General features: G+C 39.1%; 22 protein-coding genes and 2 other annotated features. Of the genes, 21 read left to right on the top strand and 1 reads right to left on the bottom strand.

Annotated elements, in window-relative coordinates; all coding sequences use genetic code 11:
- Window positions 1-56 precede the first annotated feature (56 nt).
- Entirely contained in the window at window positions 57-1,430 is a 1,374-nt protein-coding gene (gene radA, locus CSE16_RS20815; RefSeq protein ID WP_099425626.1) for a DNA repair protein RadA, read from the top strand.
- A 51-nt stretch (window positions 1,431-1,481) separates the two neighbouring features.
- On the opposite strand, the gene CSE16_RS20810 is transcribed toward radA, so the two are convergent.
- Window positions 1,482-2,129 carry an acetate uptake transporter gene (locus CSE16_RS20810; protein WP_099425625.1) on the bottom strand — a complete coding sequence of 216 codons (648 nt, stop codon included), beginning with the start codon at window positions 2,127-2,129 and terminating at the stop codon, window positions 1,482-1,484.
- Window positions 2,130-2,432: 303 nt separating this feature from the next.
- Between CSE16_RS20810 and CSE16_RS20805 the strand changes: the two genes are divergently transcribed.
- The 20 genes from CSE16_RS20805 to rpoC all read left to right on the top strand — a co-directional run bounded on the left by CSE16_RS20805 (window position 2,433) and on the right by rpoC (window position 23,614).
- Entirely contained in the window at window positions 2,433-3,521 is a 1,089-nt protein-coding gene (locus tag CSE16_RS20805; protein ID WP_099425624.1) for a PIN/TRAM domain-containing protein, read from the top strand.
- A gap of 13 nt (window positions 3,522-3,534) precedes the next feature.
- Complete coding sequence (gene ispD / locus CSE16_RS20800; RefSeq protein WP_099425623.1) at window positions 3,535-4,218, top strand: 2-C-methyl-D-erythritol 4-phosphate cytidylyltransferase; 684 nt, start codon at window positions 3,535-3,537, stop codon at window positions 4,216-4,218.
- Between the two features lie 268 nt (window positions 4,219-4,486).
- A complete protein-coding gene (gene ispF / locus CSE16_RS20795; RefSeq protein ID WP_099425902.1) occupies window positions 4,487-4,963 on the top strand; it encodes a 2-C-methyl-D-erythritol 2,4-cyclodiphosphate synthase in 477 nt (158 codons plus the stop codon).
- A gap of 118 nt (window positions 4,964-5,081) precedes the next feature.
- Window positions 5,082-6,542 (top strand): glutamate--tRNA ligase, encoded by a 1,461-nt coding sequence (gene gltX, locus CSE16_RS20790; protein WP_099425622.1) that lies wholly within the window; start codon window positions 5,082-5,084, stop codon window positions 6,540-6,542.
- 59 nt (window positions 6,543-6,601) lie between these two features.
- Window positions 6,602-6,828: a binding site (T-box leader), on the top strand.
- Window positions 6,829-6,904: 76 nt separating this feature from the next.
- The gene (gene cysE, locus CSE16_RS20785) at window positions 6,905-7,549 is read left to right on the top strand and encodes a serine O-acetyltransferase (protein ID WP_099425621.1); all 645 of its coding nucleotides are present in this window, start codon (window positions 6,905-6,907) and stop codon (window positions 7,547-7,549) included.
- A 2-nt stretch (window positions 7,550-7,551) separates the two neighbouring features.
- On the top strand, window positions 7,552-8,955 hold the full coding sequence (gene cysS, locus CSE16_RS20780) for a cysteine--tRNA ligase (RefSeq protein ID WP_099425620.1): 1,404 nt from the start codon (window positions 7,552-7,554) through the stop codon (window positions 8,953-8,955).
- Window positions 8,956-9,372, top strand: coding sequence for a Mini-ribonuclease 3 (locus tag CSE16_RS20775; protein ID WP_099425619.1), 417 nt, complete (start codon window positions 8,956-8,958; stop codon window positions 9,370-9,372).
- Between the two features lies 1 nt (window position 9,373).
- Window positions 9,374-10,126, top strand: a complete 753-nt coding sequence (gene rlmB / locus CSE16_RS20770; RefSeq protein ID WP_099425618.1) for a 23S rRNA (guanosine(2251)-2'-O)-methyltransferase RlmB — start codon at window positions 9,374-9,376, stop codon at window positions 10,124-10,126.
- 4 nt (window positions 10,127-10,130) lie between these two features.
- Entirely contained in the window at window positions 10,131-10,643 is a 513-nt protein-coding gene (locus CSE16_RS20765) for an NYN domain-containing protein (protein WP_099425617.1), read from the top strand.
- A gap of 69 nt (window positions 10,644-10,712) precedes the next feature.
- Window positions 10,713-11,360 (top strand): RNA polymerase sporulation sigma factor SigH, encoded by a 648-nt coding sequence (gene sigH, locus CSE16_RS20760; protein ID WP_099425616.1) that lies wholly within the window; start codon window positions 10,713-10,715, stop codon window positions 11,358-11,360.
- 78 nt (window positions 11,361-11,438) lie between these two features.
- Complete coding sequence (gene rpmG, locus CSE16_RS20755) at window positions 11,439-11,585, top strand: 50S ribosomal protein L33 (protein ID WP_099425615.1); 147 nt, start codon at window positions 11,439-11,441, stop codon at window positions 11,583-11,585.
- Window positions 11,586-11,626: 41 nt separating this feature from the next.
- Window positions 11,627-11,812, top strand: coding sequence for a preprotein translocase subunit SecE (gene secE / locus CSE16_RS20750; protein WP_099425614.1), 186 nt, complete (start codon window positions 11,627-11,629; stop codon window positions 11,810-11,812).
- A gap of 277 nt (window positions 11,813-12,089) precedes the next feature.
- Window positions 12,090-12,629, top strand: a complete 540-nt coding sequence (gene nusG / locus CSE16_RS20745; protein WP_099425613.1) for a transcription termination/antitermination protein NusG — start codon at window positions 12,090-12,092, stop codon at window positions 12,627-12,629.
- Window positions 12,630-12,808: 179 nt separating this feature from the next.
- A complete protein-coding gene (gene rplK, locus CSE16_RS20740; RefSeq protein ID WP_008406998.1) occupies window positions 12,809-13,234 on the top strand; it encodes a 50S ribosomal protein L11 in 426 nt (141 codons plus the stop codon).
- A 132-nt stretch (window positions 13,235-13,366) separates the two neighbouring features.
- Window positions 13,367-14,062 carry a 50S ribosomal protein L1 gene (gene rplA, locus CSE16_RS20735; protein WP_099425611.1) on the top strand — a complete coding sequence of 232 codons (696 nt, stop codon included), beginning with the start codon at window positions 13,367-13,369 and terminating at the stop codon, window positions 14,060-14,062.
- A gap of 80 nt (window positions 14,063-14,142) precedes the next feature.
- Window positions 14,143-14,287 (top strand) — a sequence feature (ribosomal protein L10 leader region).
- Window positions 14,288-14,317: 30 nt separating this feature from the next.
- A complete protein-coding gene (gene rplJ, locus CSE16_RS20730) occupies window positions 14,318-14,818 on the top strand; it encodes a 50S ribosomal protein L10 (protein WP_099425610.1) in 501 nt (166 codons plus the stop codon).
- A gap of 73 nt (window positions 14,819-14,891) precedes the next feature.
- Window positions 14,892-15,251, top strand: coding sequence for a 50S ribosomal protein L7/L12 (rplL, locus tag CSE16_RS20725; RefSeq protein ID WP_099425609.1), 360 nt, complete (start codon window positions 14,892-14,894; stop codon window positions 15,249-15,251).
- A gap of 110 nt (window positions 15,252-15,361) precedes the next feature.
- Window positions 15,362-15,964: a class I SAM-dependent methyltransferase gene (locus CSE16_RS20720; protein WP_099425608.1), complete on the top strand. Its 603-nt coding sequence runs from the start codon at window positions 15,362-15,364 to the stop codon at window positions 15,962-15,964.
- 244 nt (window positions 15,965-16,208) lie between these two features.
- The gene (gene rpoB, locus CSE16_RS20715; protein ID WP_253896129.1) at window positions 16,209-19,778 is read left to right on the top strand and encodes a DNA-directed RNA polymerase subunit beta; all 3,570 of its coding nucleotides are present in this window, start codon (window positions 16,209-16,211) and stop codon (window positions 19,776-19,778) included.
- A gap of 158 nt (window positions 19,779-19,936) precedes the next feature.
- Window positions 19,937-23,614, top strand: coding sequence for a DNA-directed RNA polymerase subunit beta' (gene rpoC / locus CSE16_RS20710; protein ID WP_099425606.1), 3,678 nt, complete (start codon window positions 19,937-19,939; stop codon window positions 23,612-23,614).
- Window positions 23,615-23,623 lie beyond the last annotated feature (9 nt).

Here is a 23,623-nt window from a genome sequence, read left to right as displayed (position 1 = left end):
GCGCTATGAATAGTTTCATGTACAATGTAAGAACAAACATTCGGAGGATTTAGTACATGGCAAAGAAAAAATCAAAGTTTTTATGTAATAGCTGTGGTTATGAGGCAGCTAAATGGATGGGGCGATGTCCTGGTTGTGGTGAATGGAATACGATGAATGAAGAAGTTGAAGTCATTTCAAAGGGCCCACGTGGGGCTTTTCAGCATTCCTCAACGACGACAAAAGCAATTCCTATTATTAATGTAGATACACCTGAGGAAACCCGTATTGTCACACAAATGAATGAATTTAATCGTGTGCTAGGGGGAGGCATTGTACCAGGTTCATTAGTGTTAATTGGAGGAGATCCTGGAATTGGGAAATCTACTTTACTACTCCAGGTTTCTGCACTGCTTTCTAATCAAGGAAAGCGCGTATTATATATTTCTGGTGAGGAATCCGTTCGCCAGACAAAGCTACGTGCAGAGCGTCTAGGCGTCAAATCTCCAGAGCTGTACATTTATTCGGAAACCAACTTAGAATTTTTAAATCAAACAATAGAAGAGGTTCAGCCGAAGTTTGTAATTGTAGACTCCATTCAAACAGTGCACCATCCTGAAGTGACAAGTGCACCAGGTAGTGTTTCGCAAGTGAGAGAATGTACGGCGGAATTGATGCGTATTGCAAAAACAAAAAATATCGCCATTTTCTTAGTAGGGCATGTGACGAAAGAAGGTCAAATTGCAGGACCACGTATTTTGGAGCACATGGTTGATACAGTGCTTTATTTCGAAGGAGAGCGCCATCACAATCATCGTATTTTACGAAGTCAGAAAAACCGTTTCGGATCAACAAATGAAATTGCAATTTTTGAAATGTTACATGGTGGACTGAAGGAAGTATTAAACCCTTCTGAGCTATTTTTACAAGAGCGTTCACAAGGGGCACCGGGTTCAACAATTGTGGCTTCGATGGAAGGGACACGTCCGATCCTTGTTGAAATTCAATCACTTGTGACACCAACGAGCTTTAATTATCCGAAGCGCATGGCAACGGGGGTAGACCAAAACCGTGTACAATTACTGATGGCTGTGTTAGAAAAACGAATGGGTATGATGCTACAAGCGCAAGATGCTTATATTAAAGTAGCCGGCGGAGTGAAATTAGATGAACCTGCGATAGATTTGGCGGTTTTAACAAGCGTTGTTTCTAGCTTTAAAGATCAGGCAGTCCGTCCAACTGATTGTTTTATAGGGGAAGTTGGCTTAACCGGTGAGGTACGTCGTGTTTCACGTATTGAGCAACGCGTACAAGAAGCTGCTAAATTGGGTTTTAAGCGTGCGATTATTCCAGCTTCAAATATTGGTGGTTGGGAGTTCCCAGAAGGAATTCAAGTCGTTGGTGTCGAAACGATAAGTGATTCCTTAAAATCATCGTTTCGTGATTTATAAAGAATACAGCATAAAAAGGGAAGTTCACCAAAATGGCGACTTCCCTTTCTATTACGCTTTTACTGATGAAGTTTTCTTTACAAATGCATCTCTTGTGAAAATACCAAATGGCTTGCCAATCGGTAAAAACGTAAAACCGAAATGCTTGTTTAAAACATTAGCACCCGCACCATACAATGATAAAAGGGCAATCGTTAGCTCCGAATAAGCAGCGAGTAAGTGCATACCGTGTTCCATAATACCAAATGAGCTTAAAGTTAAACCAATGAATAAGAAATCAATCATAACAAAAATGGCAAATAAAACTTTATTCGTTTCGGCTGCTCCAATTGTCATGAAAAGGGTAAAGATTAAGTAACCTAAATAAACAACACCTAGCTGACGAGTATCAGCAGATACTTGTAATGCTTCACCGAATACGCCAGCTTGGATAAACCAGCTTGTACCAACACCCATCCAGAATAAGCCGTAAGCACCGAATGCCGTTGTACCAAATGTATTATTATGTTTTGCATCTAACACAGATGCATAAAATTGAGCGATTCCGCCTAAGAAAATTGCCCAAGGAAGTACTAAACCTACGCCTTCTGTCCATCCAATTTTTTGAGTGGACGCAACAAACGTCACAATGGCTAATCCAAATAAACCAATGGCTGATGGATCCGCAGTCGAAATTTTTATTTCTTTTGTTGTATTCATAACGTTTTCTCCTTATCCAGGGTGCATTTCTTTATGTATATATTCGGATAATATACTAAAATAATGTAATTAACTATATAATGATAAAATTTTGAAGAAAGAATGTCATTAAAGAATGAATACAATACAAATTTAACAATAAAATTATGTTAAAAAGCCCATTTTTATGTAAAAATATAATAGGGTAACTTATTTTTAACAAAGTGATTAAAAATATTGATTTCTGTTGTAGTACAAATTCGGGACTTGTTCGTCGCATCAAACGAATGATATATGTATAATTATTTTTAGGAGGTGAATAGCGTGTTAAAGCGAATTATTCAAGTAGCATTTTTATTTATCGGGGGAGCATTAGGTCTTATTTTCTTACCGCCATTATACGAGTTTATGAATTTATCATCTAATCCATGGCTTAATAATCCATATATCTCGGTTGCGATAGGTGCTACGATGTTATTTGTATTATCTTTTGTATTATCTGATTATTTTGTGAGACTTATTACATGGTCTGAGGAAACTTTGTTTAAATTGCCTGCTGCTGATTTATTATTTGGTACGTTTGGTTTGATCGTCGGATTAAGCGTAGCAACATTAGTTGGAGTAGCGATTAATCAAATGAATATCCTTGCGGTGACGGCAGTCATTCCAGCGATTTTATCAATTATTTTATCAATTATTTTAGGATATTTAGGGTTCCGATTAGGTTTTAGTAAGCGAGAAGAGCTCCTGCAAATGTTTTCGGGAAATGCTTCATCAAAAAAGAAGTCAGCTGAAGCACCACCAGTCAAATCGCGAGAGCTTTATAAATTACTTGATACAAGTGTCATCATAGATGGCCGGATTGCAGATATTTCTACAACTGGATTTGTTGAAGGAACGCTTGTTGTTCCACAGTTTGTATTAACCGAATTACAGCATATCGCGGATTCTTCGGACACATTAAAGCGTACGCGTGGTCGCCGAGGTCTAGATATTTTAAAGCGTCTACAAGATGAACGCGCTTCGAAAGTATTAATTACGGAAATTGATTTTGAAGATGTAGCGGAAGTCGATCTAAAATTAGTGCGTTTAGCGAAAAAAATGGATGCGCAAATTTTAACGAATGATTTCAATTTAAATAAAGTTTGTGAATTACACAGAGTTCAAGTGTTGAATATTAATGATTTAGCAAATGCAGTGAAGCCAGTTGTGATACCTGGTGAAGATATGCAAGTTGTCGTGATTAAAGATGGGAAAGAGCATAATCAAGGCGTTGCCTATTTAGATGACGGGACAATGATTGTAGTAGAAGGTGGTCGCAGTTATATTGGACAGGCGATTACGGTAACGGTAACGAGCGTACTCCAAACGTCGGCAGGCCGTATGATATTTGCGAAGCCAAAAGAAGATTAGGGAAGTGAAGATTTTGCGTTATGAAGTCGTTTTGCCAGCAGCTGGTAGCGGGAAACGCATGGGAGCTGGGCAAAATAAATTATTTATACCACTAGCAGGAAAGCCCATTTTGGTGCATACATTATCGGTGTTCGAGCAAGATGAAAATTGCACAGGAATTTGGCTTGCAGTTAAAGATGAGGAACGCGCATATATTCAAACATTGCTTAAGCAATACCAAATTTCCAAAGTAAAGGGCTTACCAACAGGTGGTGTGGAACGACAGCACTCGGTTCATTCTTGCATTAAAGAGATGACAGCCGTGGAAGTTGTGCTTGTCCATGATGCGGCACGCCCATTCATTACGACATCAACAATTACGAAGCTTGCGCAGGTTGCGTTCGAAAAAGGTGCGGCCATTGCGGGAGTGCGTGCAAAAGATACAATGAAAATTGTAAAAAAGGGCCTCATTAAAGAGACTGTAGACCGTGAATCGTTATGGATGATTCAAACGCCTCAAGCATTCCGTTTTGATTTAATAGTAAAAGCACAGGATGTCGCAGAAAAAGTAGGTTTTCTAGGGACGGATGAGGCGATGCTCGTTGAACGCTTAGGAAATGAAATTCATATTGTAGAAAGCGATTATGAAAATGTCAAAATGACAACGAAGGAAGATTTAATTTTTGGTGAAGCCATTTTAAATCATCGTCAAATGTAAATAACTAAAAGCACCACGAAAGGATTAAAACTTTCAGGGTGCTTTTTTAAATCTTTATTTCGAAAATGTTATTAGAAACTCTAAATGGGCGTAAGCTATTTTGTGAGGGATGGAAATGACTTGAAGGGTTATTATTCGTTAAAAGGAATTAAGAAGAAATGCAGAAAAATTAGTGCTTTTATCGGAAGTTGATTATACTAAGGCTATAGAGAAAATTAGAAAGAAGGTGAAGGCTAGTTTATCATTACTCGATAGGCTAGCGTGGAATATGTTTCGAATTGGACAAGGTTTTGATGTACACGAGTTTGCGGAAGGGCGTCCTTTAATTATTGGGGGTATTACAATCCCGCATGAGCGCGGACTTTTAGGACATTCAGATGCAGATGTACTATTACATACAGTGACAGATGCAGCACTTGGAGCAATTGGAGAAGGGGATATTGGACGTCACTTCCCAGATACAGATCCAGAGTGGAAAGATGCAGATTCAGCTAAATTACTGGCGTTTATTTGGAAAATGGTAGAGGAACGTGGCTATAAATTAGGTAATGTCGACTGTACAATTATGGCGCAGCGTCCAAAGATGGCACCTTATATTATACCGATGCAAAATCGCATTGCTGAATTATTAAATGCAGAGCCATCTCAAGTTAATGTGAAGGCTACAACAACAGAAAAATTAGGCTTTGTTGGTCGTGAAGAGGGAATTGCCGCGATGGTGACAATTTTATTAATCAAGGCATAAAATACGAGCGAGTGCCAAATTTCGGCGTAAGCAACTTTTATTTAACATTTGCAAGTGGTAAAATGAATAATGATAAAGATTGACATAAATTTTTTAAGCAATTTTAGGAGGCACAATCATGACTAAAACAGTTCGCGTTCGTTATGCACCATCGCCAACAGGATTTTTACACATTGGTGGGGCACGTACGGCGCTATTTAACTATTTATATGCAAAACATCATAACGGTACTTTCGTAGTACGTATTGAAGATACAGACATTGAGCGTAATGTAGAAGGCGGCGAAGCATCTCAACTTGATAACTTACGCTGGTTAGGTATTACACCGGATGAGTCAATCGATATTGGGGGACCTTATGCGCCATATCGTCAAATGGAACGTTTAGATATTTACAAAGAGCATGCCGAAAAAATGCTTGCTGCAGGTCAAGCGTACAAATGTTTCTGTTCTTCAGAAGAATTAGAAGCTTCACGTGAAATTCAAAAAGCAAATGGTGTAGCGGCACCTACGTATGATGGTAAATGTCGCCACTTATCAGCTGAAGAAGTAGCACAAAAAGAAGCAGAGGGCATTTCACATACAATTCGTATGCGCATCCCAGCAAATGTTACGTATAAGTTCACAGACTTAGTTCGAGGTGAAGTATCATTCGAATCTAAGGATATTGGCGACTGGGTATTAGTAAAAGCAAATGGTATCCCTACGTATAACTATGCGGTTGTATTAGATGATCACTTCATGGACATTACACATGTATTCCGTGGAGAAGAGCATTTATCAAACACACCAAAACAAATGATGATTTTCGATGCATTTGGCTGGGAATACCCACAATACGGCCATATGACGCTAATCGTAAATGAAGATCGTAAAAAATTATCAAAACGTGATGAATCGATCATTCAATTCGTTGCCCAGTATAAAGACCTTGGTTATTTACCAGAAGCAATGTTTAACTTCTTCGGCTTACTAGGCTGGTCTCCAGAAGGCGAAGAAGAAATTTTTTCACATGATGAGTTCGTTCGATTATTTGATGAAAAACGTTTGTCAAAATCACCGTCAATGTTTGATAAAACAAAGCTTACGTGGATGAATAACCAATACATTAAAACATTATCTCATGAAGCGGTCGTAGCACTTGCTCTACCACATTTACAAAAGGCAAATGTCCTACCAGAAACGTTAACAGAAGAGCAGCACGCTTGGGCTTCTGCAGTAATCGGTCTTTACCATGAGCAAATGAGCTTTGGTTCGGAAATCGTAGAACTTTCTAGCCTATTCTTTACTGAAGAAATTGAATATGATGAAGCAGCAAAAGAAGTGTTAGCGGGTGAAATGGTACCAGCAGTAATGGCGTCATTTAAAACGCAATTAGAAGCATTAGAGTCATTTGATGCAGCTTCAATTAAAGCTTCAATTAAAGCCGTTCAAAAGGATACAGGGGCAAAAGGTAAAAACTTATTCATGCCAATTCGTGTCGTAACAACGGGTCAAACACATGGTCCAGAACTGGCGGATGCAATTAGCTTAATCGGCAAAGAAAAGGCGATTGCTCGCGTAGAAAAATTTGCAAATTAGTAAGCAAAAGCATTGATTTTTCATAGAATAAATGTAAAATGAATTTACATTACACATAACATAACGCGTTGAGAAGGAGAAGTACGTGGCGCACGCCTTTTAGAGAGGATCATCACCGGCTGAAAGTGATCTAGGTCAGGGCAAAACTGAAATGCACCTTCGAGTATTTAGTTGAACGATTGTAGTAGGCTAAATCGCTTTGTCCACGTTATCGGGCAATTTTAAGCGGAAGAGTCTATGTGCCTCTTCAACCAGAGTGGAACCGCGCGATACAAGCGTCTCTGTCACCTATTTTTAGGTGATGGAGGCGCTTTTTTAGTGGCTAAGAAAACAGGATTTTAGAAAAAAGGGGAGGGATTGGCATGTTTAAAAGAATGAAAGAAGATATTGATAATATTTTTGAGAATGATCCAGCGGCAAGGAGCGTTTTTGAGGTCGTTTTAACGTATTCTGGTTTGCATGCGATTTGGTCACATCGCATTGCACATTGGTTTTTCAAAAGAAAGTTATTCTTTTTTGCCCGCGTAATTTCACAAATGAGTAGATTTTTTACAGGAATCGAAATTCACCCAGGGGCAAAAATAGGTCGGCGTTTCTTTATTGACCATGGAATGGGTGTCGTCGTTGGAGAAACTTGTGAAATAGGTAATGATGTAACGATTTATCAAGGAGTAACACTAGGTGGTACAGGGAAAGAAAAAGGAAAGCGCCACCCGACGTTAGAAGATGGTGTGCTTGTTGCAACAGGTGCAAAAGTACTTGGTTCGATCACAATCGGTGAAAATAGCAAAATCGGTGCGGGCTCCGTTGTACTAAAAGAAGTTCCGCCAAATGCAACTGTTGTAGGGATTCCTGGGAAAGTGGTTATGATTGATGGCGTCCGTACAGAAGCAAAAAAATTAGACCATCAAAATATCCCAGACCCAGTTGGGGATCGTTGTGATTCACTAGAGCAAACACTTCAGCATCTACAACAGGAAATTTCCAATTTGAAAAAGGAGCAATGAAAATGACGATTCAAATTTTTAACTCACTTACAAGACAAAAAGAAACCTTTCATCCTATCGAGGAAGGGAAGGTAAAAATGTATGTTTGTGGTCCAACTGTTTATAACTACATTCATATTGGGAATTCGCGTCCTGTAATTGTATATGATACAGTTCGCCGTTATTTCCAATATGCAGGTTATGATGTGAAGTTTGTTTCAAACTTTACCGACGTTGACGATAAAATTATTAAAGCGGCCAATGAATTAGGCGAGGAAACATTCGCTTTAACGGAGCGTTTTATTGCGGCGTATTTTGAAGATATTACAGCATTAGGATGCCAAAAGGCAGATGCCCATCCCCGTGTAACCGAGCATATGGATGATATTATTGAATTTGTAAAAGTGTTAATTGATAAAGGCTATGCCTATGAATCACAGGGAGATGTTTATTACCGCACACGTAAATTTGATGGCTACGGAAAACTATCCCATCAATCTGTGGATGATTTAAAAATAGGCGCACGTATCGAAACGGGCGAAAAGAAAGAAGACCCATTAGACTTTGCTCTTTGGAAAGCAGCTAAACCGGGAGAGATAAAATGGGAATCTCCATGGGGCGAGGGGAGACCGGGCTGGCATATTGAATGTTCAGTAATGGCGCGTGAACATTTAGGCGATACAATTGATATTCATGCAGGTGGGCAAGATTTAACATTCCCACATCATGAAAATGAAATTGCACAATCAGAAGCGCATAATGACAAAACATTTGCGCGTTATTGGATGCATAACGGGTATATCAATATTGATAATGAAAAAATGTCGAAATCATTAGGAAACTTTATTTTAGTTCATGATATTCGTCAACAAATCGATCCACAAGTATTACGTTTCTTCATGTTATCTGTTCATTACCGTCATCCGATTAACTTTGCGCAAGATTTAGTGGAAGCAGCAAAAAATGGATTAGAACGTATTCGTACAGCTTATGCCAATATCGCACATCGCTTAACGGCAACAGCAGGACTTGCGGAGGGAAGCGAACAGTGGCTTGGGGAAATTGCGCAAGTGAAAACGAATTTTGAAGAAGCGATGAATGATGATTTCAATACGGCCAATGCAATTTCGACTTTATTTGAACTATCGCGTATTGCCAACGTTTATTTAAACGAAGCCAATACAGATCCGAAAGTGCTACAAGCGATTTTAGACACATTTACACTTATCGGGGATGTATTAGGTATCCAAGTGAAAGTAGAAGCAGGCTTACTTGATGAAGAAATTGAAGCGTTAATTGAAGAACGTATTACCGCACGAAAAAACCGAGACTTTGCGCGATCTGATGAAATTCGCGATCAGTTGCTTAACATGGATATTATTTTAGAAGACACTCGTCAAGGAACGCGCTGGAAACGAGGTCAGTAAATGCATAATTTAACACAGCAAGATGTAAAACAACTAAATGCTTTAGCATTAGCCTACATGGGAGATGCCGTGCTAGAGCAAAGAATTCGAGAGCATTTACTTTTACTCGGTAAAGTAAAGCCAAATACGTTGCATAAAGAGGCAACGAAATATGTTTCAGCAAAAGCGCAGTCAATGATTGTTTATCGTATGATGGAAGAACATTTTTTATCAGAGGAGGAGCAAGCGGTATTTCGCAGAGGGCGCAATGCTAAATCTGGCTCTGTTCCGAAAAATACCGATGTTCGCACTTACCGAAATAGCTCTGGTTTTGAAGCTGTACTAGGTAGTCTATTTTTAAGTAAACAGCATGATCGTGCCAATGAAATTATTGACTACGCAATTCAAATCGTAGAACAGTCAAAAGGAGTGTCGTAACATGACGGAACAAAATGGAGAAATGATTGCAGGTAAGAATCCGATATTAGAGGCGCTTCGTTCAGGTCGTGAAATGAATAAGATCTGGGTTGCAGAAGGTGTAAAGAAAACAGGAATTAATGAATTGCTTGATTTAGCACGAGAGCGCGGCGTTTTAGTGCAATTCGTACCAAAGAAGAAAGTGGATCAATTAACCGATGCGAATCACCAAGGTGTGGTGGCATCGGTTGCTGCCTATGATTATGCAGAGCTAGATGATTTATTCAATGCTGCGCAAGCAAAAAAAGAAGATCCATTCTTTATCTTATTAGATGAATTAGAAGACCCACATAATTTAGGGTCAATTATGCGTACAGCCGATGCGATTGGCGCGCACGGAATCATTATACCGAAACGTCGCGCGGTTGGTTTAACGGCGGTAGTAGCAAAAGCTTCAACGGGTGCCATTGAGCATGTTCCAGTTGTGCGTGTTACAAATTTAGCGCAAACGGTGGATGAATTAAAGGAACGTGGTGTATGGATTGCTGGAACAGATGCAAAAGGTTCAGCAGATTATCGGAAAATGGATGCAACGTTACCACTTGCTTTAATTATTGGTAGCGAAGGAAAAGGAATGAGCCGTCTATTAAAAGATAAATGTGATTTCTTATACCACTTACCAATGATTGGACATGTAACATCTTTAAATGCTTCGGTAGCAGCGGCATTACTTATGTACGAAGTGTATCGCAAGCGACAAGAAGTTAACGGATGAGGCGATGCAAAATATATTGCTAGTAGATGGCTATAATATGATTGGTGCATGGAGTGAGTTGCGTCCGTTACGTGAGCCGAATTTTGAAGATGCGCGAAATCGTTTAATTGAACGCATGGCCGAATATAAAGCACACACTGGATGGCGAGTAATTGTTGTGTTCGATGCACATCTCGTTCCGGGCACCGAACAGTTATATGTACGACATGCTGTGGAGGTCATTTACACACGTAAAAATGAAACAGCAGACGAACGCATTGAAAAGTTATCGACTGAGCTAAAAGGAAGAAAAGTTCAAATTCATGTCGCGACATCCGATATGACTGAGCAAAATGTTGTATTTGGACATGGTGCATTACGCAAATCTGCGCGTGAGTTTGAAATTGAAATGCAAATAATCCAATCAAAAATTTCGGCAAAAGTAAAAGAAACGCAAGGGGAAAAACCTGCCTCGAGAATTAAATTATCAAAAGATGTAGAGTTACAATTTGAAAAATGGCGGAGAGGCCTTAAGTAATTATTTGCCCATAAATTCCAATTAAGTTATACTGTTCCTAATGATTCTGGCGTAGCTGAGGTGATATCATTGCTTAAAAGTGAAAAGATTCAAGTCATACAGCAGTTTGAACAATTAACAGATGAAGCCCTTGTTGGACAAGTGCATCTAGGCAATGCGGATGCGTTAGATTTTTTGATTTCGAAATATCGGCTTTTTGTGAAAGCAAAAGCTAGATCTTATTTTTTAATTGGTGCGGATAAAGAAGATATCATTCAAGAAGGAATGATTGGCTTGTATAAGGCGATTCGTGACTTTAAGGAAGATAAACTTGCGTCGTTCCGTGCATTTGCAGAATTATGTATTACAAGACAAATTATTACTGCCATTAAAACGGCGACACGTCAAAAGCATATTCCGCTTAATTCATATATTTCATTAGACAAACCGATTTATGATGAAGAGTCGGAGCGTACATTGATGGATGTCATCACGAGCCCGATTTCAGAGGATCCTGAGCATTTAATGATCAATCGTGAGGATTATAGTCATCTTGAGAAGAAAATGAGTGAAGTATTAAGTGAGTTGGAACAGCAAGTGTTGATTCGTTATCTAGAAGGACAATCATATAATGAAATTTCAGAAGAATTGAATCGGCATGTGAAATCAATTGATAATGCGTTACAGCGTGTGAAGCGGAAATTAGAGCGTCATATTGAGTTGAAAGAAATGACTTAATGACCATTGACGCGTGTTGACATCAAGAAATTTAGGTGTTAGTCTTTAAAAGACAAACTGCCGAAAAGGTGATCGTTAATGGCGAAGAAAGTTGTTATAAGTTGTGAAAAATGCGGTTCAAGAAACTACAATGTACCAAGAAAAGAAGGTACAACAGAACGTCTTGAATTAAAGAAATTTTGCTCGCATTGCAATGAACATACAGTGCATAAACAAACGTTATAAATGAAGAATAGATAAACAAGTTATTCGGAGGTTAGGCTAAGATGAGTAAAGTGACAAACTTTTTACAAGATGTCGGTTCAGAAATGCGCAAAACAAGCTGGCCGAAAAGTAAAGAGCTAACAAAGTATACAGTAGTAGTTATTTCAACAGTTATTGTAATGGCGTTATTCTTTACAGTAGTAGATTTAGGATTCTCAGAATTATTCCGTTGGTTCTTGTCTTTATAAGTTGTAACATGTTAATATTTCGAAATAGCCCGTCCATACTATATAACGGGTTTTTTCATTTGTTTTAACTTCTTTCGGCAGAAGTCTCCTGTTTTTATAGACGGTGAGATGGAAGTGGATTTTAAGTTACTATTTTTGCGGGTGTCCAAACAACCGGTGAAAGACGCAATTATGCCGAGGTGTAATTGATATAGCGTGATGAATTTTTGTGCATAGGGAGTAAATTACCTAACACATTTTTATGTAAAGGAGGGGCGGACGATTTAGTCCTACCTATATGGAAAAAAATTGGTATGTAGTTCATACTTATTCTGGTTATGAAAACCGAGTAAAAGCAAATCTAGAAAAACGTGTTGAAACAATGGGGATGCAGGATAAAATTTTCCGCGTTATCGTTGCAGAACATGAAGAGATTGATGTAAAAGAAGATGGTAAGAAAAAGGCGGTAATGCGTAAAGTGTTCCCAGGTTACGTATTAGTAGAACTAATCATGACAGATGACGCGTGGTATGTAGTGCGTAATACACCGGGTGTAACTGGATTTATCGGTTCTTCAGGTGGTGGGGTAAAACCAACGCCGTTATTACCAGAAGAAGCAGATCGTCTACTTGAACAAATGGGCATGACAGAAACACTGATTGGTGAAGTAGATATTACTGTTGGTGAAGTTGTAGAAGTATTGGAAGGACCTTTTGCGCACTTCCAAGGTCGCGTTGAAGAAGTTGATGTCGAAAATGCGAAAATAAAAGTACATGTTGATATGTTTGGCCGCGAAACAGTAATGGAACTGGAGTTTGCCCAAGTTAAAAAAATATAACATTATTTTTACTTGATAAAGCAAATTAAAAGTGGTATCATTTCATAGGTCAGCCTGTCAATTTTGTTTGATAGGTGATTATATTAGTTTTAATGTTATCGGCAAGTTAGCTGACGAACAGATATTGAGTGGGAGGGGCAACCCTATTACCACATCACGGACTTAAGGAGGTGTGTCTCGTGGCTAAAAAAGTTATTAAAGTTGTAAAACTTCAAATCCCTGCTGGTAAAGCAAACCCAGCGCCACCGGTTGGTCCTGCATTAGGTCAAGCAGGTGTTAACATTATGGGATTCTGTAAAGAATTTAACGCTCGTACTGCTGATCAAGCTGGTCTTATTATCCCAGTTGAAATTTCAGTATTCGAAGACCGTTCATTCACTTTCATTACTAAAACTCCACCTGCAGCAGTATTACTTAAAGTAGCGGCTGGTATCCAATCTGGATCTGGTGAACCAAATCGTAAAAAAGTTGCAACGGTTAAACGTGATAAAGTTCGCGAAATCGCAGAACAAAAAATGCCAGACCTTAACGCTGCTTCAGTTGAAGCTGCTATGTTAATGGTTGAAGGTACTGCACGAAGCATGGGTATTACTATCGAAGACTAATAACCATCTTCACACTTGATGATGTTTTGTTTTTTTAGAAGGTTGCGGCACTCCGATATTGTTTGAAGAGTGCGCAACCTTTATTCGTGGGAGGTCAAATCCGTTAAAACCACAATCAAGGAGGAAATTATAATGGCTAAAAAAGGTAAAAAACTGCAAGAAGCAGCTAAATTAATCGACCGCGCAGCTCTATATTCTGTAGAAGAAGCAGTAGCTTTAGCGCAAAAAACAAGCACAGTAAACTTTGATGCAACTGTAGAAGTAGCATTTAAATTAGGTATCGATACTCGTAAAAATGACCAACAAATCCGTGGTGCAGTTGTACTTCCACACGGTACTGGTAAAACTCAACGCGTATTAGTTTTCGCTAAAGGTGAAAAACTTAAAGAAGCAGAAGCTGCTGGCGCTGATTATGTAGGTGATGCAGAGTACATCCAAAAGATCCAACAAGGTTGGTTTGAATTCGATGTAATCGTAGCAACTCCTGACATGATGGGTGAAGTTGGTAAACTTGGACGTGTATTAGGTCCTAAAGGTTTAATGCCAAACCCTAAAACAGGCACAGTTACTTTTGACGTAACAAAAGCTATCGAAGAAATTAAGGCTGGTAAAGTTGAATACCGTGCTGAAAAAGCTGGTATCATCCACGCACCAATCGGTAAAGTTTCTTTCGATACTAAAAACTTAGTAGAAAACTTCTTAGCGGTATTTGAAGTAGTTCAAAAAGCAAAACCTGCTGCAGCAAAAGGTACTTACATGAAGTCTGTAAACATTACAACTACAATGGGTCCTGCTGTAAAAGTTGACGCTAGCGCAGTAACTAAATAATTAATTCCGGTTGTAAAAACCGTTAATTTAAATTAAATTAATTGACAACACACCGCTTACTTGGTAAGATGGATGCTGTTGTGAATCATCCATTTGTACCGTAGACAGTAGGAGTGACTTGTCACTTAATGATCCTGCCGAGGACATAGGAGTTCGGATTCTTTTTAAGATGATGTACTTTCTGCCTCTATGTCTCTAAGATGTAGAGGCTTTCTTTGTCGGTATAAATGACTCATTCTAATAGGAGGTGTCATCATGAGCAAAGCAATCGAAACTAAAAAAGTTCAAGTTCAAGAAATCGCTGATAAATTTTCAGCTGCTGCTTCTGTAGTAGTTGTAGATTACCGTGGTTTAACTGTTGCACAAGCAACTGAATTACGTAAGCAATTACGTGAAGCGGGTGTTGAGTTTAAAGTTTACAAAAATACTTTATCTCGTCGTGCTACTGAATCTGTTGGTCTTGAAGGAATCAATGAATTTTTAACTGGTCCAAACGCTATCGCATTCTCTAACGTGGATGTAGTAGCTCCTGCTAAAATTATCAACGATTTCGCTAAGAAAAACGAAGCACTTGAAATTAAAGCTGGTATTATCGAAGGTACTGTGGCATCTGCTGAAGACGTTAAAGCTCTTGCAGAACTTCCATCTCGCGAAGGTCTACTATCAATGCTTTTATCTGTACTTCAAGCTCCAGTGCGCAACTTCGCACTTGCAACAAAAGCTGTTGCAGAACAAAAAGAAGAGCAAGGCGCGTAATTTTCGCATCCCAACTTCAAAAAACGGCTTAGTGGCCTAAAAACTATAAAACATTCCATAGGAGGAAATTAAAATGAACAATGAGCAAATCTTAGAAGCTATCAAAGCTATGACAGTTCTAGAGTTAAACGATTTAGTAAAAGCAATCGAAGAAGAATTCGGTGTAACAGCAGCAGCTCCAGTAGCTGTAGTAGCTGGCGGTGCAGCAGCAGCAGAAGAGAAAACTGAATTTGACGTAATCTTAGCATCAGCTGGTGCAGAAAAAATTAAAGTAATCAAAGTGGTTCGTGAAATCACTGGTTTAGGCCTAAAAGAAGCTAAAGAGGTTGTTGACAACGCTCCTAAAGCTCTTAAAGAAGGTATCTCTAAAGATGACGCTGAAGCTATTAAAGCTAAACTTGAAGAAGTTGGCGCTTCAGTAGAAGTTAAATAATTTTAGTTTAACTTTCGTTGCTAGGCGTTATGCTTAGCTTCATAAGAAAAGCTCGTCACAGTTTTGCGGCGAGCTTTTCTTTATTTTAATTTTTTGAGGAGGCGTGTCATATGTCTGAACATTATTATTCCAATAAGCCTCAAACTGATAGTAAACCACGCCAATGGAAGTTTACTTTATTAGGAAATACATTTATGTTTGAAACAGATGCAGGTGTATTTAGCAAAAGCGAAGTAGATTTTGGCTCCCGTGTGTTAATAGACGCTTTTGAGATGCCAAAAATTGCAGGAGATATACTTGATGTTGGTTGTGGTTATGGACCGATTGGATTGTCTATTGCAAAAGTAAATCCAGAGCGTGAAGTGTTAATGATGGATATCAATACGCGAGCTGTTGCGTTGTCACAAAAAAATGCACAACTAAACGGGATTCAAAATGTACGAATTTTTGAAAGTGATGGCTTAAGTGCTGTATCACCTGAAACGAATGCTGCAGCTATTTTAACAAATCCACCTATTCGTGCTGGTAAGGATACAGTTTTTAAGTTTTATGACGGTGCCTATCAATTGCTAGTTGAAGATGGTGAACTGTGGGTTGTAATTCAGAAGAAGCAGGGTGCGCCTTCAACGGTGAGTCATTTAGAGGGAATGTTTTCAAAAGTAGAAGTTGTCGAGAAGAAAAAAGGGTACTGGATCATACGTGCAAAAAAATAAGTAAGATTGACTCGGAAGATTGACTTGACAAATTGACTATGATAACATTATAAAATGCAAAATTATTATTTTGAGGTAGTGTGCCCTTTTGCATAACATAAAGGTTTTTATGGGCATACTTACTAAGAATATGTTTAGTTTAACCGAAAATGAGGTCTTATAAAAGACTCGTTTTCTTTTCGTCTTTCGAAATCATACACTATTTGTAAGGTTTTGCAAAGACCTATTATCGCTTTATTGAGGGGTGAATGAGTTGACAGGTCAACTAGTTCAGTACGGACAACACCGCCAGCGTAGAAGCTTTGCGCGTATTAGTGAGGTGCTGGAACTTCCGAATTTAATCGAAATCCAAACAGCATCTTATGAGTGGTTCCTTGAAGAAGGGTTGCGTGAGATGTTCCACGACATTTCTCCAATCGAAGATTTTACAGGTAATCTTTCATTAGAATTCGTCGACTACAAATTAGGAAATCCTAAGTATGATGTTGATGAATGTAAAGAACGTGACGTAACTTATGCTGCACCATTGCGCGTAAAAGTACGTTTACACAACAAAGAAACAAAAGAAGTAAAAGAACAAGAAGTCTTCATGGGTGATTTCCCATTAATGACGGAAACAGGCACGTTTATTATTAATGGTGCTGAGCGCGTTATCGTTTCGCAATTAGTTCGTTCTCCAAGTGTATATTTCCACGACAAAACGGACAAAAACGGTAAAAAAGGTTTTGGCGCAACAGTGATTCCAAACCGTGGTGCATGGTTAGAATACGAAATTGATGCAAAGGATGTTGTATACGTTCGTATCGATCGTACACGTAAACTTCCAGCAACAGTATTATTACGTGCATTAGGTTTCGGTTCAGATCAAGAAATTTTAGATATCATTGGTGACAATGAATACTTACGTAACACGCTTGAAAAAGATAACACAGAAAGCACTGAAAAAGCGCTTCTTGAAATCTATGAGCGTTTGCGTCCAGGTGAGCCACCAACAGTTGAATCAGCGAAGAACCTTTTATATTCTCGCTTCTTTGACGCAAAGCGCTATGACTTGGCGAATGTTGGTCGTTACAAAATGAACAAAAAGCTTCACATTAAGAATCGTCTGTTTAACCAAACGATTGCTGAAACACTTGTAGATTCAGAAACAGGTGAGATTCTTGTAGAAGCAGGTACATTATTAGATCGTCGTACTTTAGATAAGTTAATCCCTTATTTAGAAGCGGGTACGGGCTTCCGTACACTAACACAAGTTGGTGGTGTATTAGAAGAGGATATTACAATCCAATCGATCAAAATTTTCGCACCGAATGACGAAGCTCAAAAAGAAATTAACGTTATTTCAAACGCATATATCGATGAAGAAGTGAAGAATATTACACCAGCTGATGTAATCGCTTCTGTATCATACTTCTTCAACTTATTATATGGCGTAGGGAATACAGATGATATTGATCACTTAGGTAATCGTCGTCTACGTTCAGTTGGTGAGCTTTTACAAAACCAATTCCGTATCGGTTTATCTCGTATGGAACGTGTTGTACGTGAGCGTATGTCAATCAATGATACAGCTGCTATCGTGCCACAACAATTAATTAATATCCGTCCAGTAATTGCGTCAATTAAAGAGTTCTTTGGTAGCTCGCAATTATCGCAATTCATGGACCAAACAAACCCACTTGCAGAATTAACGCATAAACGTCGTCTATCTGCATTAGGACCTGGTGGTTTAACTCGTGAGCGTGCTGGTATGGAAGTACGTGACGTTCACTATTCTCACTATGGTCGTATGTGTCCGATTGAAACACCAGAGGGACCAAACATTGGTTTAATTAACTCGCTTTCATCGTTCGCAAAAGTAAATAAATTCGGCTTCATCGAAACGCCGTATCGTCGTGTTGATCCAAACACAAGTGCTGTAACGAAGGATATTCATTACTTAACGGCTGATGAAGAAGATAACTATGTAGTTGCACAAGCAAACTCTTTATTAAATGAAGATGGTACTTTCGTGAAGGAAGAAGTTGTAGGACGCTTCCGTGGAGATAACACTGTATTTAGTAAAGACCGTATCGACTACATGGACGTATCACCAAAACAGGTTGTATCTGCTGCCACTGCATGTATCCCGTTCTTAGAAAACGATGACTCTAACCGTGCGTTAATGGGTGCGAACATGCAACGTCAAGCGGTTCCATTACTTTATCCAAATGCACCATATGTAGGTACAGGTATGGAACACGTAGATGCACGTGACTCAGGTGCTGCAGTCATTGCAAAATTCGACGGTATTGTTGAACATGTTGAAGCACGTTCTATTCACGTTCGTCGTATTGAAACAATTGAAGGCAAAGAAGTTAAAGGTGATTTAACAAAGTACAAATTACAAAAATTCATTCGTTCAAACCAAGGTACTTCATATAACCAACGTCCAATCGTAAAAATTGGCGATCGTGTGAAACCTCGTGATATTTTAGCTGATGGTCCTTCAATGGAAAAAGGCGAATTAGCACTTGGTCAAAACGTACTTATCGCATTCATGACATGGGATGGCTTTAACTACGAAGATGCGGTTATTATGAGTGAACGCCTTGTAAAGGATGATGTATATACATCTGTTCATATTGAAGAATATGAATCAGAAGCACGTGATACAAAACTAGGACCTGAAGAAATCACACGTGATATTCCAAACGTAGGGGAAGATGCACTTCGTAATTTAGACGATCGTGGTATCATTCGCATCGGTGCAGAAGTTCGCGACGGTGATATTTTAGTAGGTAAAGTGACGCCTAAAGGAGTTACAGAGTTAACTGCGGAAGAGCGTTTATTACATGCTATCTTTGGTGAAAAAGCACGCGAAGTACGTGACACGTCTTTACGAGTACCACACGGAGCGGGCGGTATTATCCTAGATGTTAAAGTATTTAATCGTGAAGATGGTGACGAATTACCACCAGGAGTTAACCAATTAGTACGTGCTTATATTGTTCAAAAACGTAAAATCCGCGTTGGGGACAAAATGGCCGGACGACATGGTAACAAAGGGGTTATCTCACGTATCTTACCAGAAGAAGATATGCCGTTTATGCCAGATGGCACACCGGTAGACATCATGCTTAACCCACTTGGCGTACCATCTCGTATGAATATCGGACAAGTTTTAGAGCTTCACTTAGGTATGGCAGCACGTTATTTAGGCGTACACATGGCTACACCTGTATTTGACGGCGCTAACGAAGATGATGTTTGGGAAACGATGGAAGAAGCTGGTATGGATCGTGATGGTAAAACAACACTTTATGATGGACGTTCAGGTGAGCCATTCGACAGTCGTGTATCAGTTGGTATCATGTATATGATCAAACTTGCCCACATGGTTGACGATAAACTTCATGCACGTTCAACGGGACCTTACTCATTAGTAACGCAACAACCGCTTGGTGGTAAAGCACAATTTGGTGGTCAGCGATTCGGTGAGATGGAGGTTTGGGCACTTGAAGCATATGGTGCTGCTTACACATTACAAGAGATTTTAACTGTAAAATCAGATGATGTTGTAGGTCGTGTGAAAACATACGAAGCCATTGTTAAAGGTGAAAGTGTTCCAGAACCAGGTGTTCCTGAATCATTTAAAGTATTAATTAAAGAACTTCAATCACTAGGTATGGATGTGAAGATGCTAACAATCAACGACGAGGAAGTAGAACTTCGCGACCTTGACGATGAAGAAGAAGTAACTGCACCAGTTCCTGAAATGGAAAATCCAAAACCTGCTGATGATAAAGAAGACCCAGTAGAGTCAATTGAATAATTTCAAATTGAATCGGGCAGGTTATGTCCTGCTCGATTCTTCTTTATGAATGGTAATGTATAAAGGCAAATTTCATTATGGCCTAGTATGAAATATTGCAATTGCCGAGCTACAAATAAAGTCATTTAAAGACTTATAACTAAAGGGAGGTAGGCTCCTTGATAGATGTTAATGAATTTGAATATATGAAAATTGGTTTAGCTTCCCCTGATAAGATTCGTTCTTGGTCATATGGTGAAGTAAAAAAACCAGAAACAATTAACTACCGTACATTAAAACCAGAAAAAGATGGTCTATTCTGTGAACGCATTTTCGGACCAACGAAAGACTGGGAATGTCACTGTGGTAAATACAAACGCGTTCGATATAAAGGCGTAGTTTGTGACCGTTGTGGGGTTGAAGTAACACGTGCAAAAGTACGTCGTGAACGTCAAGGACACATCGAACTTGCAGCACCTGTATCTCATATTTGGTATTTCAAAGGAATTCCAAGCCGTATGGGTCTTCTTTTAGATATGTCTCCGCGTGCATTAGAAGAAGTGATTTATTTCGCTTCTTATGTTGTGATTGAGCCAGGTCAAACTTCTTTAGGTTTTAAAGACTTGCTTTCTGAGAAAGAGTATCGTGCATACCGTGAAAAATTTGGTAAAGATTTTGAAGCGGCAATGGGTGCAGAAGCAATTAAACGCCTATTAGAAAAAATTGATCTTGAAGATGAAACAGCGTCTCTAAAAGAAGAGCTTAAATCTGCACAAGGGCAACGTCGTACGCGTGCGATTAAACGTTTAGAAGTAATCGAATCATTCCGTAACTCAGGTAACAAACCAGAATGGATGATTTTAGATGTACTTCCTGTAATTCCACCAGAGCTTCGTCCAATGGTGCAATTAGATGGTGGTCGTTTTGCAACATCAGATTTAAACGATCTTTACCGTCGTGTTATTAACCGTAACAACCGTTTAAAACGTTTACTTGACCTTGGTGCACCGAGCATCATCGTTCAAAACGAAAAACGTATGTTACAAGAAGCGGTAGATGCCCTAATCGACAATGGTCGTCGTGGTCGTCCGGTAACTGGTCCTGGTAACCGTCCTTTAAAATCCCTTTCACATATGTTAAAAGGGAAGCAAGGTCGTTTCCGTCAAAACTTACTTGGTAAACGTGTAGACTATTCTGGTCGTTCAGTTATCGTAGTAGGTCCAAACTTAAAAATGTACCAATGTGGTCTTCCGAAAGAAATGGCAATCGAACTATTTAAGCCTTTCGTAATGAAAGAATTAGTAGAACGTGGCCTTGCTCATAACATTAAGAGTGCAAAACGTAAAATTGAGCGTTTACACAATGAAGTTTGGGATGTTTTAGAAGATGTGATTCGTGAGCATCCGGTATTACTTAACCGTGCACCGACACTTCACCGTCTTGGTATCCAAGCATTTGAGCCTACATTAGTAGAAGGTCGTGCAATTCGTCTTCACCCATTAGTATGTACAGCTTATAACGCTGACTTTGATGGTGACCAAATGGCGGTTCACGTACCATTATCAGCAGAAGCACAAGCAGAAGCTCGATTATTAATGTTAGCTGCTCAAAACATCTTAAACCCGAAAGATGGTAAGCCAGTAGTAACACCATCTCAGGATATGGTATTAGGTAACTATTACTTAACGCTTGAACGTGAAGGCTCAGTTGGTGAAGGTTCAATCTTCAACGATGCCAATGAAGTGTTAATTGCATACCAAAACGGTCATGTTCACTTACATTCTCGTATTGCAATTAAAGCAAGTTCTTTAAACAATCCAACGTTTACTGAAGAGCAAAATAAAATGTTCTTATTATCAACAGTAGGTAAAGTAATCTTTAATGAAATTTTACCACGCTCATTCCCGTATATTAATGAGCCAACGTCTGTAAACTTAGAGCAAAAAACGCCTGAAAAATATTTCGTTGATTTAACAATTGCCGATGAATTACTGAAAGAAATTGAAGCAACTGAGGGCTATGCTGGTTTATCTGAAGAAGAAAAAATCCAAGCACAACGCCGTGCAGTATTAGCGAAGCATTTCACAAATGTACCAGTTATTGATCCTTTCCGTAAGAAGTTTTTAGGAAATGTAATTGCTGAAGTGTTTAAAGAATTCCATATTACAGAAACGTCTAAAATGCTTGACCGCATGAAAGACTTAGGTTTCAAATATTCTACACGTGCAGGTATTACTGTAGGTGTATCCGATATCGTGGTATTACCAGATAAAGGTGTCATCTTAGAAGAAGCACAAGAAAAAGTAGATAAGGTAATGATGCAATTCCGTCGTGGTTTAATCACTGAAGAAGAGCGTTATGATCGTGTAATTTCAAGTTGGTCGAATGCTAAGGATATTATCCAAGGTAAGCTGATGAACTCATTACAAAAAACAAACCCAATCTTCATGATGTCTGACTCTGGTGCCCGTGGTAACGCATCGAACTTTACACAGTTAGCTGGTATGCGTGGTCTGATGGCCAACCCGGCTGGTCGTATCATTGAGTTACCAATCAAGTCTTCATTCCGTGAAGGTTTAACAGTATTAGAGTACTTCATCTCTACTCACGGTGCGCGTAAAGGTCTTGCCGATACAGCACTAAAAACAGCCGATTCAGGTTACTTAACTCGTCGTTTAGTAGACGTTGCACAAGATGTAATCGTTCGTGAAGACGACTGTGGTACAGACCGTGGTTTATTAATTGGAGCTTTAATGGAAGGCAACGAATTAATTGAAGCGTTAGACGAACGTATTGTTGGTCGTTATACGAAGAAAACAATTCGCCATCCAGAAACAGGCGCAGTTATTTTAGAACGTGATGGTTTAATCACTCAAGATGTTGCTCGTGTTATTTCCGATGCCAATATCGAAGAACTTACAATCCGTTCAGCATTCACATGTAATACAAAGCATGGCGTATGTAAAAAATGTTATGGTATGAACTTAGCAACTGGTGAAGGCGTAGAAGTTGGTGAGGCAGTAGGTATTATTGCTGCGCAATCAATTGGTGAGCCAGGTACACAGTTAACGATGCGTACATTCCATACAGGTGGGGTAGCCGGTAACGATATCACACAAGGTCTTCCACGTATTCAGGAGATTTTCGAAGCGCGTAATCCAAAAGGTCAATCCGTTATTTCGGAAATCTCAGGTACAGTTGTTGAAATCGAAGAAATTCGTGAAGGACTAAAAGAAATTACTGTCCAAGGTGACGTGGAAACACGTAAATATCAGGCACCATACAACGCACGATTAAAAGTGCAAGAAGGTGACGCGATTATCCCTGGTCAAACATTAACAGAAGGTTCTATCGATCCGAAACAATTACTAAAAGTAAAAGACGTATCGACAGTTCAAGAATATCTGTTAAAAGAAGTACAAAAAGTATACCGTATGCAAGGGGTAGAAATCGGTGACAAACATATCGAAGTAATGGTTCGCCAAATGCTTCGTAAAGTTCGTGTAATCGAAGCGGGTGATACAGACTTATTACCAGGCTCATTACTAGATATTCACCAATTCTCTGAGGCAAATGCTGAGTCTGTATTAAAAGGCAAAAATCCAGCAACTTGTCGTCCTGTCATTTTAGGTATTACAAAAGCTTCTCTTGAAACAGAATCATTCTTATCCGCTGCATCATTCCAAGAAACAACTCGTGTGTTAACGGATGCTGCAATTAAAGGTAAGCGTGATGAACTTCTAGGTCTGAAGGAAAATGTAATTATCGGTAAGCTTGTTCCAGCAGGTACTGGTATGCAACGTTATCGTCAAATCCGTATGGAGCAAGATGGTAAAGAATTAACAGTAACTGAGTAACAAACTTTC

It is taken from the genome of Solibacillus sp. R5-41, from assembly GCF_002736105.1.
GTDB lineage: Bacteria > Bacillota > Bacilli > Bacillales_A > Planococcaceae > Solibacillus.
Note: the sequence above shows the minus strand (reverse complement) of the source record. Positions and strands in the feature narration are given on the sequence as shown.